Genomic DNA, 17,298 nt, shown 5'->3' on the forward strand with positions numbered 1-17,298 from the left:
GCCCGACCGACTTGACCCTCGCGCAGTAACGTCGGGCACGTGACGACTCACGAGTACCGGACCGAGCACGACTCGATGGGCGAGGTGCAGGTGCCCAGGGACGCGCTGTGGCGCGCCCAGACCCAGCGGGCGGTGGAGAACTTCCCGATCAGCGGGGTGACCCTCGAGCCGCGACACATCCAGGCGCTGGCGCTGGTGAAGTCCTGCGCGGCCCGGGTCAACGGCGAGCTCGGGGTCCTCGACGCGGCCCTGGTCGAGGCGATCGAGCAGGCCGCCGAGCGGGTCCGCAGCGGCGGGCTCGACGAGCACTTCCCGCTCGACGTCTTCCAGACCGGCTCCGGGACCAGCTCCAACATGAACATGAACGAGGTGCTGGCGAGCCTGGCCGCCGGGGCCGGGGTCGAGGTGCACCCCAACGACCACGTCAACGCCAGCCAGTCCAGCAACGACACCTTCCCGACCTCGATCCACGTGGCGGCGACGCTCGCGGTGGTCGAGGACCTGCTGCCGGCGCTCGCCACGCTCGAGCAGAGCCTGGCCGCGAAGTCCGACGAGTTCGCCGGGCTCGTGAAGGCGGGCCGCACGCACCTGATGGACGCCACCCCGGTGACGCTCGGCCAGGAGCTCGGCGGCTACGCCGCGACGATGCGGTACGCCGCCGAGCGGCTGCACGGCGTGCTCCCCCGGGTCCGCGAGCTCCCGCTGGGCGGCACCGCCGTCGGCACCGGGATCAACACGCCGCCCGGATTCTCGGCCCGGGTGATCGAGGTGCTCGCCGAGACCACCGGCCAGGAGTTCACCGAGGCGCGGGACCACTTCGAGGCCCAGGGCACCCGGGACTCCCTCGTGGAGCTCAGCGGGGTCCTCAAGACCATCGCGGTCGGCCTCACCAAGATCTGCAACGACCTGCGCTGGATGTCCTCCGGGCCGACGACCGGGCTGGCCGAGATCCACCTGCCCGACCTGCAGCCGGGCTCCAGCATCATGCCGGGCAAGGTCAACCCGGTGCTGCCCGAGGCGACCCTGATGGTCTGCGCGCAGGTGATCGGCAACGACACCGCGGTGACGGTGGCCGGCGCGAGCGGCAGCTTCGAGCTCAACGTCGCGATGCCGGTGATCGCCCGCAACCTGCTGGAGTCGATCCGGCTGCTGTCCACCTCCACGGTGCTGCTGGCCGGGCGCTGCGTGGACGGCATCACCGCGAACGCCGAGCGGATGCGGCAGTACGCCGCGTCCTCGCCGTCGGTGGTCACCCCGCTCAACAAGTACGTCGGCTACGAGAACGCCGCGAAGATCGCCAAGCGCGCCCTGGCCGACGGCGCCACCATCCGCGAGACCGTGATCGCGATGGGCTTCGTCGAGCGCGGCGAGCTCACCGAGCAGCAGCTCGACGAGGCGCTCGACCTGGAGGGCATGACCCACCCGTGAGCATGAACGACCACGAGGCCGTCCGCCGGCAATACGCCGACGAGGCCGGGCTGGAGACCCGCCGCGCGGTCTGGCAGCCGACCGCGGACGGGCGCGACCCGGTCGAGGTGGCTGCGGCGGTGGCGCGGGCCACCGGCGCCCGGGCCGTCCTCGAGGTCGGCTGCGGCACCGGCGTCTTCGCGGAGCGGCTGATGGCCGACAACCCGCACGCCACGGTGATCGCCACCGACCAGTCCGAGCGACTCGTGGAGCTGACGTCCGCCCGGGGCGTGGACGCCCGGCTGGCCGACGTGCAGGACCTGCCCTTTGCCGACGCGTCGTTCGACCTGGTCGCGGCGATGTGGATGCTCTACCACGTCTCCGACCTCGACCGGGGCCTCGCGGAGATCCGCCGGGTGCTGCGCCCGGGCGGGCGGCTGCTCGCGGTCACCAACGGCAACGAGCACACCGCCGACCTGCGCCGCGACGCCGGCGGCGAGCCGCTGGTCACGTCATTCAGCAGCGAGAACGGCGAGGACGCCCTGCGGCGCCACTTCGAGCACGTCAGCCGGGAGGACCTCGCGACCCGGGCGGTCTTCCCCGACCACGCGGCCGCGGTCGGCTACCTGGACACGCTGCAGGACGACGTCGAGTGGCGGCTGCCGTACTTCGAGGGCCCACGCGAGTACGCCGGGCACGTCACGGTCTTCGTGGCGTCCTGAGACACCTCGACCCGCCCCGGAGCGGGGCGGGTCGAGGTCAAAGCGTGGATCAGTACCAGCCGTTGCCGGACTTGAAGCTCAGCGCGCCGCAGGGCGAGCCGTAGCGGTCGGCGATGTAGCCGAGGCCCCACTTGATCTGGGTGGCCGGGTTCGTCGCCCAGTCCGGGCCCGCGGAGGCCATCTTCTCACCGGGCAGCGCCTGCGGGATGCCGTAGGCCGAGGAGGTCGGGTTGTCGGCGTCGACCCGCCAGCCACTCTCGCCCACCCAGAGGGAGTCCAGGCAGCTGAACTGGTCGGAGGAGAAGCCGAACTGCGGCAGCAGCGCCCGGGCGATGTCGCGCGGGTCGTCGTCGGCGATGCTCTCGTGACGGGTCATCGCGGGACCCTCGTCGGCGGCCAGGGCGGCCTGCTTCGCCGGGTCGGTCGACTCGCGTCGGTCGGCGGACCGGGAGACCTGCTGGTCGCGCTCGGCGACGTCGGCGGCGCTCAGCGGGGTGGCCGAGACGGTGTTGCCGAGGTCCTGGGCGGCGTTGCTGACGCTGGTCGCCGGGCTGTTCAGCACGCCACCGGACACGGCGACCCCGGTGGCCGCGACGGCGACCGAGGAGAACATGACGGTGTTGCGGAGCACCTTCTTGGGTGCGTCCTTGACGATCGTGGACGGCGGAGCCTGGCGGTGCTTCGGAACGTACTTCTCACGCTTGGGCACAGGGGTACTCACGGGGGTAGACAGCTCGGGGGTTGATCCTTCGGACCCGAGTCCCCACGCGGGCTGCGCGAGGTCACGAGAAGATCACGAGCCACCATGCACGAGTGGGCTACTCGGGGCAAACCGAATGGCCCAATTTGGGGGGACTTTTGGGGGAAACGTGGCCCAGGTCTCGTCTCATCAGCCACATGAGTCACATCAGCCCCGAAAATCACACCGACCCCGCGTCCGTACGACGCGGGGCCGGTGTCGCGGGCCAGCCCGAATGGGCTGGCCCGTCTTGGTGACTCTCAGAGCGTGACGTGCTCCAGCATCTCGGTCACCAGGGCCGCGATCGGCGACCGCTCCGACCGGGTCAGCGTGACGTGGGCGAACAGCGGGTGCCCCTTGAGCTTCTCGATCACCGCGACCACGCCGTCATGGCGTCCCACCCGCAGGTTGTCGCGCTGGGCGACGTCGTGGGTCAGCACCACCTTGGAGTTGGCCCCGATCCGCGAGAGCACCGTGAGCAGCACGTTGCGCTCCAGCGACTGGGCCTCGTCGACGATCACGAAGGCGTCGTGGAGGGACCGGCCGCGGATGTGGGTCAGCGGCAGCACCTCGAGCATCCCCCGGTCCAGGACCTCGTCGATGACGTCGGGCGAGGTGATCGCCCCGAGCGTGTCGAAGACGGCCTGCCCCCACGGCGACATCTTCTCCTGCTCCGAGCCGGGCAGGTAGCCGAGCTCCTGGCCGCCGACCGCGAACAGCGGGCGGAACACCACGACCTTCTTGTGCTGGCGGCGCTCCATCACCGCCTCGAGGCCCGCGCACAGCGCCATCGCCGACTTGCCGGTGCCGGCGCGGCCGCCCAGCGACACGATGCCGACCTCGGGGTCGAGCAGCATCTCCAGCGCGACCCGCTGCTCGGCGGAGCGGCCGTGGATGCCGAACGCCTCCCGGTCGCCGCGGACGAGGTGGACCTGCTTGTCCGGGCCGACCCGGCCCAGCGCCGTACCCCGCTCGGAGAGCAGCACCAGGCCCTGGTGGCAGGGCAGGTCGCGGGCCTCGGCCAGGTCGAGCACGCCGTCGTCGTACAGCTCGTCGAGGTCGGCGGCCGCCACCTCCACCTCGGCCATCCCGGTGTAGCCGGTGTCGGAGTCGGAGATCGCCTCGGCGCGGTACTCCTCGGCGTCCAGCCCGACCGCCGAGGCCTTGATCCGCAGCGGCAGGTCCTTGGAGACCAGCGTGACGTCGTGGCCCTCGTTGGCGAGGTTGCGCGCCACCGCGAGGATCCGGGTGTCGTTGTCGCCGAGCCGGAAGCCCGACGGCAGCGACAGGGGGTCGGTGTGGTTGAGCTCGACCCTGATGGTGCCGCCCTCGTCGCCCACCGGGACCGGCTCGTCGAGGCGGCCGTGCAGGATCCGCAGCTCGTCGAGCATGCGCAGTGCGCTGCGGGCGAAGAAGCCCAGCTCGGGGTGGTGCCGCTTGCCCTCCAGCTCGGTGATCACGACCACCGGGAGGACGACCTCGTGCTCGGCGAACCTGCGCAGTGCCCCGGGGTCTGCCAGGAGGACGCTGGTGTCGAGCACGTAGGTGCGGACGGACGGTGCGCTGGAGGTGGCGCGCTGGGTGTTCTGGGTCTTCTTGGCCTGCGACGGCACGATGTCACCCCTCACGGACCGACGCGCGCACTCCTCGCTCCGGTCCTAGTTCATGCAAATGGACCGGGCCGGACCCCGAAGACCGGAGTGCCGGCCTCCGATCACACGCCAGGGGTCATCCTGGCGTGCGGTGCAGTCGTGAGTGATCACGATCGGGCCTCCCGGTACGACGAGCTTCCCCACTAGTCGTTACTCCGGAAAGTACGCCCCGTTGGGGTGGAAACGGAACGACACGCCCGAACGCGCGGGTGAAGGGGAGGTGACAGCCAGGCGGCACTTTCACCGGGCGGACCGGGGAAAGTGCCCGGCGCTACCCGCCGTACCGGCGCTCGCGCTGGGCGTAGGCCCGGATCGCACGCAGGAAGTCGACGCGCCGGAAGTCGGGCCAGTAGGCCTCGCAGAAGTAGAACTCGCTGTGCGTGCTCTGCCACAGCAGGAAGCCGCCGAGGCGCTGCTCGCCCGAGGTGCGGATCACCAGGTCCGGGTCGGGCTGGCCCCGGGTGTACAGGTGCTCGGCGATGTGGTCGACGTCGATGACCTCGGCCAGCTCCTCGATGGTCATGCCCCTGTCGGCCTGCTCGTGCAGCAGCGAGCGCACGGCGTCCGCGATCTCGCGGCGGCCGCCGTACCCGACCGCGACGTTGACCAGGATCCCGTCGACGTCCCGGGTGGCCTCCTCGGCGGCCTTGAGCCGCTCGGCGGTGGAGGCGGGCAGCAGGTCGAGGGCGCCCACCGGGTGCAGCCGCCAGCGCTGCTCGTCGGCAAGCGAGTCGACGGCCTCCTCGATGATCTGCAGCAGCGGCTGCAGCTCGGCGGCCGGCCGGTTGAGGTTGTCGGTCGAGAGCAGCCACAGCGTGACGTGCTCGATCCCGGCCTCCTCGCACCAGCCGAGCAGCGGCTCGATGTTGGCGGCGCCGGCGCGGTGCCCGTGCGCGGTGTCCGCCCCGACCGCCTTCGCCCAGCGGCGGTTGCCGTCGAGCATCACGCCCACGTGCTTCGGGAGCCGGTCGCTGGGCATCCGACGCAGCATCCGAGCCTCGTACGCCGGGTAGAGCACCCGCCTGATGCCGCGCTTCCAGTCCGCCACGCCTCGATGCTACCGGCGCCCGGCTCCCCCAGAGGACCTACCGCAGGATCATCACCAAGGTGGCTCATCTGGGGGACGTCGACGTGCGAGACCACGTTCTGGCCGCTACCGTCGAAGCATGAGTCACTCGATGAACGAGGCGATCCGGCACGGCCTGGACAACCTCGGCGACACCCTCGCCGAGGTCAAGCCCAAGCTGCGCGGATGGCTGCACCTCGGCATCGCGCCGCTCACCCTGGCCGCCGGCATCGTGCTGATCGCCCTCTCGCCGAACACCATGACCCGGATCGGCTCGGCCGCCTTCACCGGCACCGCGCTGATCCTCTTCACGGTCTCGGCGATCTACCACACCGGCACCTGGTCACCCCGGGTCTGGGCGTTCCTGCGCCGCTTCGACCACGCGAACATCTTCCTGCTGATCGCCGGCTCCTACACGCCGTTCAGCCTGCTGCTCCTCGAGGGCACCCAGCGGGTCGCGCTGCTGACCACCGTGTGGATCGGCGCCGTGCTCGGGGTGCTGTTCCGGGTGTTCTGGACCGACGCCCCGCGCTGGCTCTACGTCCCGATCTACGTCGCCATGGGCTGGGCCGCGGTGTTCTTCATCCCCGCGTTCCTCGAGGGCGCCACCAAGCTCGGCGTGGGCATCGGCATCGCCACCTTCACGATGATCGTCCTCGGCGGCGCGCTCTACACGATCGGCGGCGTGGTCTACGGCTTCCAGCGCCCCGACCCGTGGCCGCGCTGGTTCGGCTTCCACGAGGTGTTCCACAGCTTCACCGTACTGGCGTTCGTCGCCCACTACGTCGGCGTGTCGCTGGCGACGTACTCCTTGCGCTGACCGGGGCCGCGCCGGACCTCAGCGCTTGGGGATCGTGGTCCCCCGCCCGTGCAGCATCGTGATCATCTGGGCCAGCTGCTGGTCGGCCTTGTCGGTGCGGGTGAACGACGTCAGGGTCAGCAGCGGCTTGAAGCGCTGCCGCGCGATCGCCTTGGCGTAGGTGAACTCCTTGAGCCCGTCCGGGCCGTGGATCCGGCCGAAGCCGGAGTCGCCGACCCCGCCGAACGGCAGGCTCGGCACCCCGGCGAAGGTGATCACCCCGTTGATCGCGGTCATCCCGGAGCGGATCCGGGCGGCGATCTCCATGCCCCGCTCCTTGCTGAAGACCGTCGAGCCGAGGCCGTAGCGGGTCGCGTTGGTCCGCGCGATCGCCTCCTCCATGTCGCGGACCTTCGCGACCGTGACGGTCGGACCGAACGTCTCCTCCTGCACCGCGAGCGAGTCCTCGGGCACGTCGACCAGGATCGTGGGCTGGACGAACCGCTCGCCGACCGACTCCACGCCGCCGAGCACGGCGCGGCCGCCGCGGTCGAGGGCGTCCTGGATGTGGCTGCGGATCACGTCGCGCTGCTGGGGCGTGGTGATCGGGCCGAGCTGCGCCTCGGCGCTGTCGTCGGCCCGTAGGCCCTTGGCCTTGTCCAGCAGCGCGGCGAGGAACTCGTCGTACACGCGCTCGTGCACGTAGACCCGCTCCACGCCGGTGCAGGTCTGCCCCGCGTTGGAGCACGCGCCCCACAGCGTGGCGTCGGCCGCGGCGTCGACGTCGGCGTCCGCGTCGACGATCACCGCGTCCTTGCCGCCGGCCTCGATGACGACCGGGGTGAGCGTCTCGGCACAGGCCGCCATCACCCGCTTGCCGGTCGCGGTCGACCCTGTGAAGGCGACCTTGTCGACCCCAGCGCGGCACAGCGCGGCGCCGGTGTCGCCGAGGCCGGTGACGACCTGGAGGACCGGGTGGCCGACGGACTCGAGGAAGGTCTGGGCGAGCCACTCGCCCACGCCCGGGGTGTACTCGCTGGGCTTGAAGACCACGGCGTTCCCCGCCGCGAGGGCGTAGGCGATCGAGCCCATCGGGGTGAACAGCGGGTAGTTCCACGGTCCGATGACGCCGACCACCCCGAGCGGGAGGTACTCGACCGTCGCCGCCTGGTTGGCCATCACCAGCCCGGCGGAGACCCGGCGCCGCTTCAGCACCTTGCCGGCGTGGCCGGCCGCCCAGGCGAGGTGGTCGATGCCGAGCGCGGCCTCGAGCATCGCGTCGCCGTGCGGCTTGCCGGTCTCGCGGTGCATCAGGTCGGCCAGCTGGCCCACCCGGCGGGTGATCACGCCCTTCCACGCGGACAGGTGGCGGTCCCGCTCGTCGTACGACAGCGCCGACCACCAGGCGGCGGCCTCCCGGGCCCGGGCCACGGCCGCCCGCACCTCCTCCTCGGTGTGGACCGGGTGGACGCCGACCACGTCTCCCGTCGCCGGGTCGAGGGACTCGAAGGTGGTGGCCGTCCCGGCCCGGGTTTCGGTCTGGGTCATCGCGACTTCCTGATCTCGTCGGCCGCCTTCTCGGCGAGCATGATGGTGGGGGCGTTGGTGTTCCCGCGGGGCACGGCCGGCATCACCGAGGCGTCGACGACCCGCAGGCCCTCGACGCCGCGGACCCGGAGGTCGGCGCCGACCACGGCGTCCTCGCCCGAGCCCATCGCGCAGGTGGCGACCGGGTGGTAGAGCGTCTGCGCCCAGGTCCGGATGTGCTCGACGAGGTCCTCGTCGGAGGGCCGGTCCGGCAGGTTCCAGGGACGGTCGAGGTAGCGGCTGACCGCGCCCTGCGTGCAGATCTGCCAGGTACGCCGGGCGCCGGCGAGCAGCGCGTCGAGGTCGGTCTGGTCCTCGAGGTACGCCGCGTCGATGGCCGGGTGCCAGGTCGGGTCGGCCGAGCGCAGCCGGACCGAGCCGCGGCTCACCACCGACACCAGCGTCGGGGCGGCGGTGAACATCCTGCTGGTCGGCTCGTGGAGGCCGTTGTCGTAGAAGCCCGACGGTGCCGAGTGGATCTGGATGTCGGGCGCGGCGAGCCCGTCGCGGCTGGCGAAGAAGGCACCGGACTCCCCGACGTTGGAGGCCAGCGGGCCGGTGCCCCGGGCCTTCCACCGCGCGAAGTTGCGCAGGTTGTTGAGCTGGGCGAGGTCGGTGATCCCGCGGGTGTACCAGAGCAGCGGCACCACCGGATGGTCCTGCAGGTTGGCGCCGACGCCGGGCAGGTCGACCTTGCCGGTCACGCCCACCTCGGCGAGGTGGTTGCCCGGGCCGATGCCCGAGAGCATCAGCAGCTGGGGGCTGTTGACCGCCCCGCCGCAGAGCAGCACCTCCCGGGTCGCGCGGACCGTGTGCTCGGCGCCGCCCTGGCGGAAGGTCAGCCCTGTCGCCCGATCCCCCTCGAGCTCCACCCGGCAGGCGAGCGCCCCGGTGCTCACCGTGAGGTTCGACCGGGACCGGGCCGGCTTGAGGTAGGCCTCGTTGGTCGACCAGCGGCGGCCGTTCCTGCAGGTCACCTGGTAGAGCCCGGCCCCCTCCTGCTCGGCGCCGTTGAAGTCGTCGGTCGGCTTGAGGCCGGCGCTGACCGCGCTGTCGACGAACGCGTGGCTGAGGTCGTGGGTGTAGCGCCGGTCCTCGACGTGCAGCGGGCCGCCCTGGCCGTGGAACGGCCCGCCGAGGCGGGCGTTGTCCTCGGCCCGCTTGAAGTAGGGCAGCACGTCGTCGTAGCCCCAGCCGGCCGCGCCGTACTGGTCGCGCCAGGAGTCGTAGTCCGCCCGGTTCCCGCGGATGTAGATCATCGCGTTCATCGACGAGCAGCCGCCCAGCGCCTTCATCCGCGGCCAGTAGGCGCGGCGGTTGTGCAGCTGCTTCTGCTCGGTGGTGCTGTAGTTCCAGTCCCACCGGGTCTTGAACAGGGTCGGGAACGCCGCCGGGATCATCACCTCGTCGGCGTCCGCCTCGCCCCCGGCCTCGAGCAGCAGGACGCTGGTCCCCGGGTCCTCGCTGAGCCGGGCCGCGAGCACCGCCCCCGCGCTCCCCGCACCGACGATCACGTAGTCGTAGCTGTCCGCAGGCATCTGTGACGTCCTTCACTCGTGGGTGCCCCCGAACGTACCGCCCGGTAGCCCCCACAAAAAGGCCGAGTCGGCGCAGATGTACGCCGCGGACCCGCCGAGTCGGCGCAGTTGCACCCGGGGCCGGCGTCAAACTGCGCCGACTCGGGCGGTCCTGCGCGTGAAAGTGCGCCGACTCGGCGTTGGGGCGGATGGAGTCAGGGCAGGTCGGCGGGGTCGGTCACCGGGCGCTCGCAGACCTGGCCCCGGCAGACGTACGCCGCGGGGCGGCCGCCGACGTCGGTGCGGCCGGCCAGCAGCGGGACGTCCTCGCGGGGCCCGTCGGCCACGACCACCACCGCGCCGGGGATCCGGCGGGCCCGTGCCTCGAGCGCGTCCCGGTCCGGGCCCGGGGCGCCCACGACCGCGACCTCCAGCGGCCCGTCCAGCATCGCCTCGGCGGCGGCCAGGGACCAGCCGGCGAACCGGGGCGCCCGCTCGGCGAGCGTCGCCACGGTGGCGAGCGCCTCCTCGGCGGCCTGCCGGTGCCGCCCGGAGCCGGTCAGCGCGGCGTACTCCGCGAGCGCGTGCACGGTCGCCGACAGCCCCGAGGGGCTGGCGTTGTCGGAGGGGTCGCGGGGCCGCGTCAGGAGCGCCTCCGCGTCGACGCCGGTGTCGAAGAAGCCGCCGTCGTCGGCCCGGAACCGGTCCAGCGCGTCGTCCAGCAGCACCCGCGCCCGCTCGAGCCACACCGCGTCCCCGGTCGCCTGCACCAGCGCGAGGTAGCCGGACGCCACGCAGCCGAGGTCCTCGAGGACCGCGGCGTGCCGGCCCACCGCGCCGTCCCGGGACACCCGACGCAGCCGCCGGTCCACGGTGTGCACGGTCGCGAGCAGCTCACCGGCCGCCACCGCGGCGTCGAGGTACGCCCTCTCCCCGAGCAGCAGTCCCGCCGCGCACAGCCCGGAGATCGCCTGGCCGTTCCAGGCCGCGACCACCTTGTCGTCGCGCTCCGGCCGGACCCGGGTCTCCCGGGCGGCGAGCAGGACCGTGCGGACGTCGGCGAGCCGCTGCGCGCCGGGCCCCTCCGGGTCCTGGGGCAGCTGCAGCGTGGAGGCGCCGTGCTCGAAGGTGCCCTCGGGCGTGACCTCGAAGACCTGGGCCGCCCACCCGGCGTCCTCCTCCCCCAGCACCTCGACCAGCTGGTCGGGGGTCCAGGCGTAGAACTTGCCCTCGACGCCCTCGCTGTCGGCGTCCAGGGCGGAGGCGAAGCCGCCCTCGGCGGTGCGCAGCTCGCGGAGCAGGAAGTCCGCGGTCTCGCGCGCCACCCGATCCCCCAGCGGCCCACCCCACCGGGCGTAGACACCCAGCAGCTGGGCGTTGTCGTAGAGCATCTTCTCGAAGTGCGGCACCACCCAGCGCCGGTCGACCGAGTAGCGCGCGAAGCCGCCGCCGAGCTGGTCGTAGATCCCGCCCCGGGCCATCGCCTCGCAGGTCGCGTCGAGCATCGCGTGCGCGGTGTCGTCGTCGGTGCGCGCCGCGTGCCGCATCAGCAGCTCGAGCACCATCGACGGCGGGAACTTCGGCGCGCCGCCGAAGCCGCCGTGGTGCCCGTCGAACTCGCCGGCCAGCGTCGCCACCGCGGCCGCCAGGGTGTCGGCACCGATCTGACCGGAGGCCAGCGCGGCCTGCTGGTTGAGGTGCTCGCGCAGGTTGCCGGCCACCCGGCGTACGTCGTCGCCGCGGGTCTGCCAGGCGTCCACCAGCGCCTGGAGCAGCTGGCCGAAGGACGGCTGGCCGTGCCGCGGCCGGTCGGGGAAGTAGGTGCCCGCGAAGAACGGGTTGCCGTCGTGGTCGAGCACGCAGGTCATCGGCCAGCCGCCCTGCCCGGTCATCGCCGTGGTGGCCTGCATGTAGACCGCGTCGACGTCCGGCCGCTCCTCGCGGTCGACCTTGATGCTCACGAAGTGCTGGTTGAGGTAGGCCGCGGTGGCCTCGTCCTCGAAGGACTCGTGAGCCATCACGTGGCACCAGTGGCAGGCCGAGTACCCCACCGAGAGCAGGACCGGCACGTTGCGTGCGCGGGCCTCCTCGAAAGCCTCCGGCCCCCACTCCCACCAGTGGACCGGGTTCTCCGCGTGTTGGAGCAGGTAGGGGCTGGTCGCGTTGGCGAGACGATTGACCATTTCCTGTGAACTCCTCACGAGTGGCACGTGCATCAGATCCCTTGAATGATGCACGAAAGTGATGCCCGAAAGTGATGCCCGATGGATCTGCAACGGGTCTCCCTGTGGCCCGGTGGCACCAGCCTAGGAGGCGGTCTCGTGGCCACACGCTCTCAACCGAAGCTGCTCGCTCAGGGCAAGTAGCGCACGCTTGTCGGCACGAGACGTCCTTGGCGGCTTCGTCTCTACACGCCCGAGGACGGCTGCACGAAGTACCAGGTGATGTTCCGCGCGCCGGCCGGCGAGGGCGCGCCGTGGCAGCGGGCGTCACCTCCCGGGCCGGCGACCCACATCGACACCTGCATCTCCAGATCAACGCATTCGCCGCACGCGGCTCGCGCGATCGATCGCTGGCGAAGAAGCTCCTTCTCGGCGGCGAAGTCCAGCGAGTCCAGCCACGGCTGCAAGGCGGCGCGGGCCCCATCCCAGCGCTCGGGGCCGGCAGCGTCCGACACGCACCCAAGGATGCCTCTCGCCTCCGACAAGTCGCGCCTCACCAGCCTCACCAGCATCACCAGAGCATCAGGTCGCTCCAGCGCTCGAAGTCGCGGTCGATCGCGGCAGGGTCGACGAAAGTATCGAAGGCCAACTTGGCTCGCTCAACGCTCACCGGATCTCGCAACACGTCGGCGGTCCACTCGAGACTTTGGCGAACGTCGACACCGACCTCGGGATGATCCACGAACTCCATGATCACCCGGGCCGTCTCAGCGGGATCAGCTGCCGCCATGAGGCGCCACAGATCACCAAGATCCTTGTCCCGGACCGGGCCCTTGCGCTGCTCCCGGAGCCGTTCACCGACTTTCGAGCCCTTGGCCAAGATGAGCGCGGGGATCTCGGCGACGTGGATCTCGGTCGTCAGCCGAGGATCGGCGTAGTCGGTGATCGTGACCAGCGACCGGTTGAACGCCGCGAGTTCCAGACCCAGCGCGTTGCCGACCGCGACCTTGCCGTGTGCCGGCTGTAGCGCGGGTACACCTCGCTTGCTCCGGCTTGCCGTTCCGGAGAGTCCGTGCGGTGCGAGCAGGTCGATCTTCTCTCGGAACGACCTCGTGCCGTCGCGCTCGTCGTACGGCTCGCGTCCCCAGAGCCCAGGCCGTGCCGTCGTGCGATGCTCATAGCCGGCGTCTGACAACAGGGCCTCGATACTGGGAAGGCCGTCGACCAGGCCGGGCGTGACTCCGAGGTCGCCATCACCTGTCGGCATCCTCGGCACGTCGAGGTCCATCGTGCGCAGTAGGACGGCGTGCGCGCCGACGAGCGTCAGTGACTCGGCGTGAGCCGCCAGGACGCCGACCACGTTGATGATTGCGCGACGACTCCACTCGATCTCGGTGCGCGGTTGCTTGAAGTCCGTCATGCCACTCGCCGACCCAGCAGGATGTCGGCCTGCTCGGCCATGCGATCGATGCCGCCGTAGGCATCGAGTATCACCTGGTCGCGTGCAACCACAGTGACTCCGCCGATCTCCGTCCGGCCGAGTTCGCTGACGCCGTCAAACGGGATCAAGGTGACCCGCATCCCGAAGGAGCCGGGCTCCTTGCGTGCCAGTCCGGCCGCTTCGGCGGCACGCGCGGCATCCACGACGTAGAGCACCGGCCACGCCTCTCCTGCACTGGAGCGGTAGAGGTTGGCGCCAGCGTCACCGGTCAGGGCGTAGCCGATGCCAGCACTGCCGAGTGCCCCAGCAACGTCGTACGCCGACGGCCCAGCCTTGAAATCCACGGCACCCGGACGACGAGTGAGGCGGGCTGCGCGGCCGGCACGGAACAACAGGTCCGCCTCCTTGCCGGGCACGACCCGGGCGGCGTCATCGACAAGCCCGATCCGCCGCCACCGCTGCCGCCAGGTGTCGACGCCCGGCGTCACAGAGACGGCGAGCGACGGATCGAGCGCCGAGCGCGCTGCCGCGATCGCCGCAACATCGGCGACACCTGTGAAGCCGATTGGCTCCCCCAGGACGGTCAGGATCTCCTGGGCCAGGTCGAACGACGGACTCACAGCCCCGGACTCGATCCGCGTCACCGTCGTCGGGGCGACGTCGACCAGCGCCGCAAGTTGACGGGCACTCAGCCCGTTGACGCGGCGCAACGTCGAGATGCGCTCGGCGAGGTCCATGTCAACAGTCTAGGCGAGCGTTGCAAATACGCAACAGAAGCGCCTCGGGTCACCCGCTCTGGGCGTTGCGACACCAAGGTCACAGCGGACATCTCATGAGGTCGGGCGGCAGGATTGACACCGTGGGCGATCTGAAAGCCGAGCTGGAGAGTCTCAGGAGCGAGAACGCGCGCCTGCGCAAACTCCTCAAGTTCACCGACACTGAGGCTGCTCCCGCCCGCGGTACCCAGACGGCGTGGTTCGACAAGGCCCCGGGTCCGGTGGACGCGCGCTCGTCCCCACAGGCCAAGGTCGAGTTCTATGCCACGTTGTTCGGCGCCAGGCGCGATGTCTATGCCGTTCGGTGGGAGAACGCGCGAACCGGGAAGTCAGGTTGGATGCCGGCTGTCGAGGGCGGATGGCGCAAGGGTCGGCCGGCCTCCGACGTGCGCCACCTTCCGCTGAAACAGGAGGTGCTGGCGGCTCACCTCACCGGCGACGTCCACATCGGGCTCTATCCGATGCTCCGCGGCGACCAGACCTGCTGGCTCGCCGCCGACTTCGACGGACCAGCCGCCATGCTCGACGCACTTGCCTACCTGAAGGCAGCAAGAGCCATGGGCGCACCAGCCGCCCTGGAGGTGTCCCGGTCCGGGATCGGCGCCCACGTATGGATCTTCTTCACCGACCCGGTGCCGGCAGCCACTGCACGCCAACTCGGAACCGCTCTCATCCGCGAGGCCATCGCCGTCCGTGGCCGGATGGACCTTCGCTGCTACGACCGACTCTTCCCGTCTCAGGACGTTCTGCCCGGACAAGGTCCCGGCAACTTGATCGCGGCTCCGCTCCACGGGAAGTCACGAAGGATCGGAACCACGGTCTTCCTCGACCTGTCCACGCTGGAGCCGTTCGAGGATCAGTGGGACTACCTCTCCACCCTGGAGCGCCTCACCCCGAAGCAGGTCACGAAGCCCGCCACCGCGCTTCGGGAACCAACAGTTGGAGACCGCGTCGACCGCGCCCAGCCCGCTCGGTCGACGAAGACGCAGCCGAACCCGGCGCCGATCGTGCATCTCCGTCTCGACGGGACCGTCAGCGTTCCGGGACCAGAGCTCAGCCCATCGCTCTGTGCGACCTTGAAGCACGCCGCATCGACGTACAACCCCGAGTTCTACGACCGCCAGCGTCGTCGCCAGTCGACGTGGAACGTCCCCCGGATCATCACCTCCTACGACGAAACGCTCGACGACCACCTCGTGCTCCCGCGGGGACTCCACGACAAGGCGACGAGGCTCATCGAGAAGCCGGCAGCAAGATCGAGGTCGACGATCAGCGAATCACCGGAGATCCCTTGGACCTCTCGCCAACCTTCGATCTCAGGCCACAGCAGCGCGAAGCTGTGGAGTCCGTACTCCCGCACGAGTTGGGGCTTCTCGTTGCCCCGCCCGGGTCCGGCAAGACCGTGATGGCCTGTGCCGTCGTCGCCCAGCGAGCCCTGCCCACGCTCGTACTGGTGGACCGGAAGACCCTCGCCGACCAGTGGCGCCGCCAGATCCACGACCTGCGTTCGAGCTCGCCGTTCGGGCCATCCCCGCGCGCTACTGGGTCGGGCTCACGGCCACCCCTTACCGCCGGGACGGTCTCGATGACTTGATCGGCTTCCAACTCGGCCCCGTACGGCACGCCTTCGCCCACGCCGATCCCGACACGCTCGAGGGCGCCAGCGCCGACCGGCCACGCCCCGTGCTCGTTGTCCACCCCACATCGTTCAGGCTGGACGACCCCGTCGACCTGTCCGTCCCGGGTGCCCTCGCAGGCGTCCACCGGGCACTGGCCGAGGACGAGACACGCAACGAGCAGATCGTCACCGATGTGCTGGATGCCCTCGGCCGTGGTCGCCACTGCCTCGTCTTGGCCCAGCGCACCGGCCACGTCGACCACCCCGCCGAGACACTGACCGAGCGAGGCCTGGACCCAGTTGTCCTCAAGGGCGGCATGGGCGCGAAGCAACGCGCGGCGGCCAACGCACGGCTCATCCCGTCCGACGGCGGTCCACCACTGCTCGTCGTCGCCACCGGACACCTCGTCGGCGAAGGCTTCGACTGCCCAGCCCTCGACGCCCTGTTCCTCGCCGGGCCGGTCTCGTTCAAGGGCCGCCTCGTCCAGTACGCGGGCCGCGTCCTTCGCGCCCACCCCGGCAAACAGACCGCCGAGGTCCATGACTATTACGACATCGACGTACCTGTGCTCGCAGCGGCGCTGAGCAAGCGGGCACCCGGCTACCTCAGCCTCGGCTTCCCGGATCCACGCAAGTCAACGTGACCCGCACAATCTGTTGGGCACCAGACCCACTTCCTCGTCACTCACACTCGTGACGACGCTTGCTGGTTCGGGACCTTCCCAGCATTCCAGCCGGCCGATGAACCCGACGTGGCACACCGAAGGTTCGGCTCCCGTCAGGGAGGCGTGAGTCCCGTCGCTCGCCTCGCCCGGGCCGCAGCGCGATCACGACCGTCGCGGCGACCACGGCGGCGGCGCCGAGCCACTGCTGAGCAGCCAGCCGCTCGCCGACCAGGTAGCCGGCGGCCACGCCGAAGACCGGGATCAGCGGGAGGAACGCGCCCGCATACGAGGCCGGCACGAGGCGCAGTCCCGTGACGTAGAACCAGAAGCCCAGCCCGTAGTACAGGACCCCGGAGACCGCCGCACCCGCCCAGGTGGCGGCGCCCAGCCCGTCGAGGTTCCAGCCGGTGCCGCCGGCGACGCCGACGAGGGTCACCAGGACGATGGCGAACACCAGGGCGGCCGCCTGCTGGGCGAGCACCACGCCCAGTGAGGAGTCATCCAGCAGGAGGCGCCGGGTGAGCACGGTGTACAGGGCGCAGAAGGAGACCGACACCAGGGTGAGCGTGATGCCGACCGCGTCGCCGGCGGCGCCCGGTCGGAAGACCACCAGCAGCACCCCGAGGACCGCCACCGTCACCGCGCCCACGAGGGCGCTGGGGATGTGCTCGCGGAGCACGAGCGCGGCCAGCAGCAGGATGACGACGGGTTCGGTCGCCCACAGCAGGACGTACATGCTCGCGGTGATGGTGGTCAGTCCGATGAGGCCGAGCGCGTAGGCGAGGCCGGGGTTGAGCACACCGAGCGCGGCGAGCCGACGCACCGGCGGGCTCCAGGTCAGTGGTTCACGACGGACCGTGGCGACGGCCAGCAGGAAGGCGCAGCTGGCGGCCAGCTGCAGCGGGAGGAGGGTCAGGGGTGCGACGTCGTCGACGACCTGCTTGGAGACGACGGTGCCGACGCCCCAGCAGGCGGCCGCCGCGACCAGCACCGCGACCGCGGTGTGCGCCGCGGGGGCACGACGGGGTGGGATGTGGGTGTGCATGGCGAAGCTCCGACGGAAGAGTGAAGAGGGCAGGACCGAGCGCGGGCGCCGCACAGCGGCGCCGCTGGCGTCAGTTCGCCGCGTCTTCTCCGTCGCAGCAGT

At 71.0% G+C, this 17,298-nt stretch carries 16 protein-coding genes; 6 read left to right on the forward strand and 10 right to left on the reverse strand.

Annotated elements, in window-relative coordinates; genetic code table 11:
- Positions 1 to 39: 39 nt before the first annotated feature.
- Together ABD268_RS06790 and ABD268_RS06795 are read left to right on the forward strand one after the other, a co-directional pair.
- Positions 40 to 1,428 carry a class II fumarate hydratase gene (locus tag ABD268_RS06790; RefSeq protein WP_344149392.1) on the forward strand — a complete coding sequence of 463 codons (1,389 nt, stop codon included), beginning with the start codon at positions 40 to 42 and terminating at the stop codon, positions 1,426 to 1,428.
- Positions 1,429 to 1,430: 2 nt separating this feature from the next.
- Positions 1,431 to 2,129, forward strand: a complete 699-nt coding sequence (locus tag ABD268_RS06795; protein ID WP_344149867.1) for a class I SAM-dependent methyltransferase — start codon at positions 1,431 to 1,433, stop codon at positions 2,127 to 2,129.
- Positions 2,130 to 2,178: 49 nt separating this feature from the next.
- Here the strand turns inward: ABD268_RS06795 and ABD268_RS06800 are convergent, their stop codons facing one another.
- The 3 genes from ABD268_RS06800 to ABD268_RS06810 form a co-directional block, all read right to left on the reverse strand.
- The gene (locus ABD268_RS06800; RefSeq protein ID WP_344149394.1) at positions 2,179 to 2,850 is read right to left on the reverse strand and encodes an aggregation-promoting factor C-terminal-like domain-containing protein; all 672 of its coding nucleotides are present in this window, start codon (positions 2,848 to 2,850) and stop codon (positions 2,179 to 2,181) included.
- A 278-nt stretch (positions 2,851 to 3,128) separates the two neighbouring features.
- Entirely contained in the window at positions 3,129 to 4,481 is a 1,353-nt protein-coding gene (gene phoH2, locus ABD268_RS06805) for an RNA 5'-3' helicase PhoH2 (RefSeq protein ID WP_344149396.1), read from the reverse strand.
- 310 nt (positions 4,482 to 4,791) lie between these two features.
- Complete coding sequence (locus tag ABD268_RS06810) at positions 4,792 to 5,568, reverse strand: isoprenyl transferase (protein WP_344149398.1); 777 nt, start codon at positions 5,566 to 5,568, stop codon at positions 4,792 to 4,794.
- Positions 5,569 to 5,686: 118 nt separating this feature from the next.
- Here ABD268_RS06810 and trhA point away from each other — a divergent pair, with 118 nt between their 5' ends.
- Positions 5,687 to 6,406, forward strand: coding sequence for a PAQR family membrane homeostasis protein TrhA (trhA, locus tag ABD268_RS06815; protein WP_344149400.1), 720 nt, complete (start codon positions 5,687 to 5,689; stop codon positions 6,404 to 6,406).
- 18 nt (positions 6,407 to 6,424) lie between these two features.
- On the opposite strand, the gene ABD268_RS06820 is transcribed toward trhA, so the two are convergent.
- From ABD268_RS06820 to ABD268_RS06845, 6 genes are all read right to left on the reverse strand, one after another.
- Complete coding sequence (locus tag ABD268_RS06820; protein ID WP_344149402.1) at positions 6,425 to 7,933, reverse strand: aldehyde dehydrogenase family protein; 1,509 nt, start codon at positions 7,931 to 7,933, stop codon at positions 6,425 to 6,427.
- Positions 7,930 to 9,510: a GMC family oxidoreductase gene (locus tag ABD268_RS06825; protein ID WP_344149403.1), complete on the reverse strand. Its 1,581-nt coding sequence runs from the start codon at positions 9,508 to 9,510 to the stop codon at positions 7,930 to 7,932. Before ABD268_RS06825 ends, ABD268_RS06820 begins: the two co-directional genes overlap by 4 nt.
- Positions 9,511 to 9,704: 194 nt before the next feature.
- Complete coding sequence (locus ABD268_RS06830; protein ID WP_344149405.1) at positions 9,705 to 11,672, reverse strand: thioredoxin domain-containing protein; 1,968 nt, start codon at positions 11,670 to 11,672, stop codon at positions 9,705 to 9,707.
- A gap of 224 nt (positions 11,673 to 11,896) precedes the next feature.
- Positions 11,897 to 12,166 carry a hypothetical protein gene (locus ABD268_RS06835; protein ID WP_344149407.1) on the reverse strand — a complete coding sequence of 90 codons (270 nt, stop codon included), beginning with the start codon at positions 12,164 to 12,166 and terminating at the stop codon, positions 11,897 to 11,899.
- A gap of 56 nt (positions 12,167 to 12,222) precedes the next feature.
- Positions 12,223 to 13,071, reverse strand: a complete 849-nt coding sequence (locus tag ABD268_RS06840; RefSeq protein ID WP_344149409.1) for a hypothetical protein — start codon at positions 13,069 to 13,071, stop codon at positions 12,223 to 12,225.
- Positions 13,068 to 13,829, reverse strand: a complete 762-nt coding sequence (locus ABD268_RS06845; RefSeq protein WP_344149411.1) for a helix-turn-helix transcriptional regulator — start codon at positions 13,827 to 13,829, stop codon at positions 13,068 to 13,070. The genes ABD268_RS06840 and ABD268_RS06845 overlap by 4 nt, the downstream gene beginning before the upstream one ends.
- A gap of 122 nt (positions 13,830 to 13,951) precedes the next feature.
- On the opposite strand from ABD268_RS06845, the gene ABD268_RS06850 reads away from it, so the two are divergent.
- From ABD268_RS06850 to ABD268_RS06855, 3 genes are read left to right on the forward strand one after another with little or no spacing between them, the layout of a single operon-like run.
- Positions 13,952 to 15,274, forward strand: coding sequence for a TOTE conflict system archaeo-eukaryotic primase domain-containing protein (locus tag ABD268_RS06850; RefSeq protein ID WP_344149413.1), 1,323 nt, complete (start codon positions 13,952 to 13,954; stop codon positions 15,272 to 15,274).
- Positions 15,208 to 15,462: a DEAD/DEAH box helicase family protein gene (locus tag ABD268_RS22810; protein WP_425573688.1), complete on the forward strand. Its 255-nt coding sequence runs from the start codon at positions 15,208 to 15,210 to the stop codon at positions 15,460 to 15,462. Before ABD268_RS06850 ends, ABD268_RS22810 begins: the two co-directional genes overlap by 67 nt.
- Positions 15,459 to 16,130 carry a DEAD/DEAH box helicase gene (locus ABD268_RS06855; RefSeq protein WP_344149415.1) on the forward strand — a complete coding sequence of 224 codons (672 nt, stop codon included), beginning with the start codon at positions 15,459 to 15,461 and terminating at the stop codon, positions 16,128 to 16,130. The genes ABD268_RS22810 and ABD268_RS06855 overlap by 4 nt, the downstream gene beginning before the upstream one ends.
- A 37-nt stretch (positions 16,131 to 16,167) precedes the next feature.
- Here ABD268_RS06855 and ABD268_RS06860 read toward each other — a convergent pair whose 3' ends face one another.
- The gene (locus tag ABD268_RS06860; RefSeq protein WP_344149417.1) at positions 16,168 to 17,196 is read right to left on the reverse strand and encodes a DMT family transporter; all 1,029 of its coding nucleotides are present in this window, start codon (positions 17,194 to 17,196) and stop codon (positions 16,168 to 16,170) included.
- Positions 17,197 to 17,298: the final 102 nt, after the last annotated feature.

Origin of the sequence: Nocardioides koreensis (assembly GCF_039531775.1) — a bacterium.
Classification (GTDB): Bacteria; Actinomycetota; Actinomycetes; order Propionibacteriales; family Nocardioidaceae; genus Nocardioides; species Nocardioides koreensis.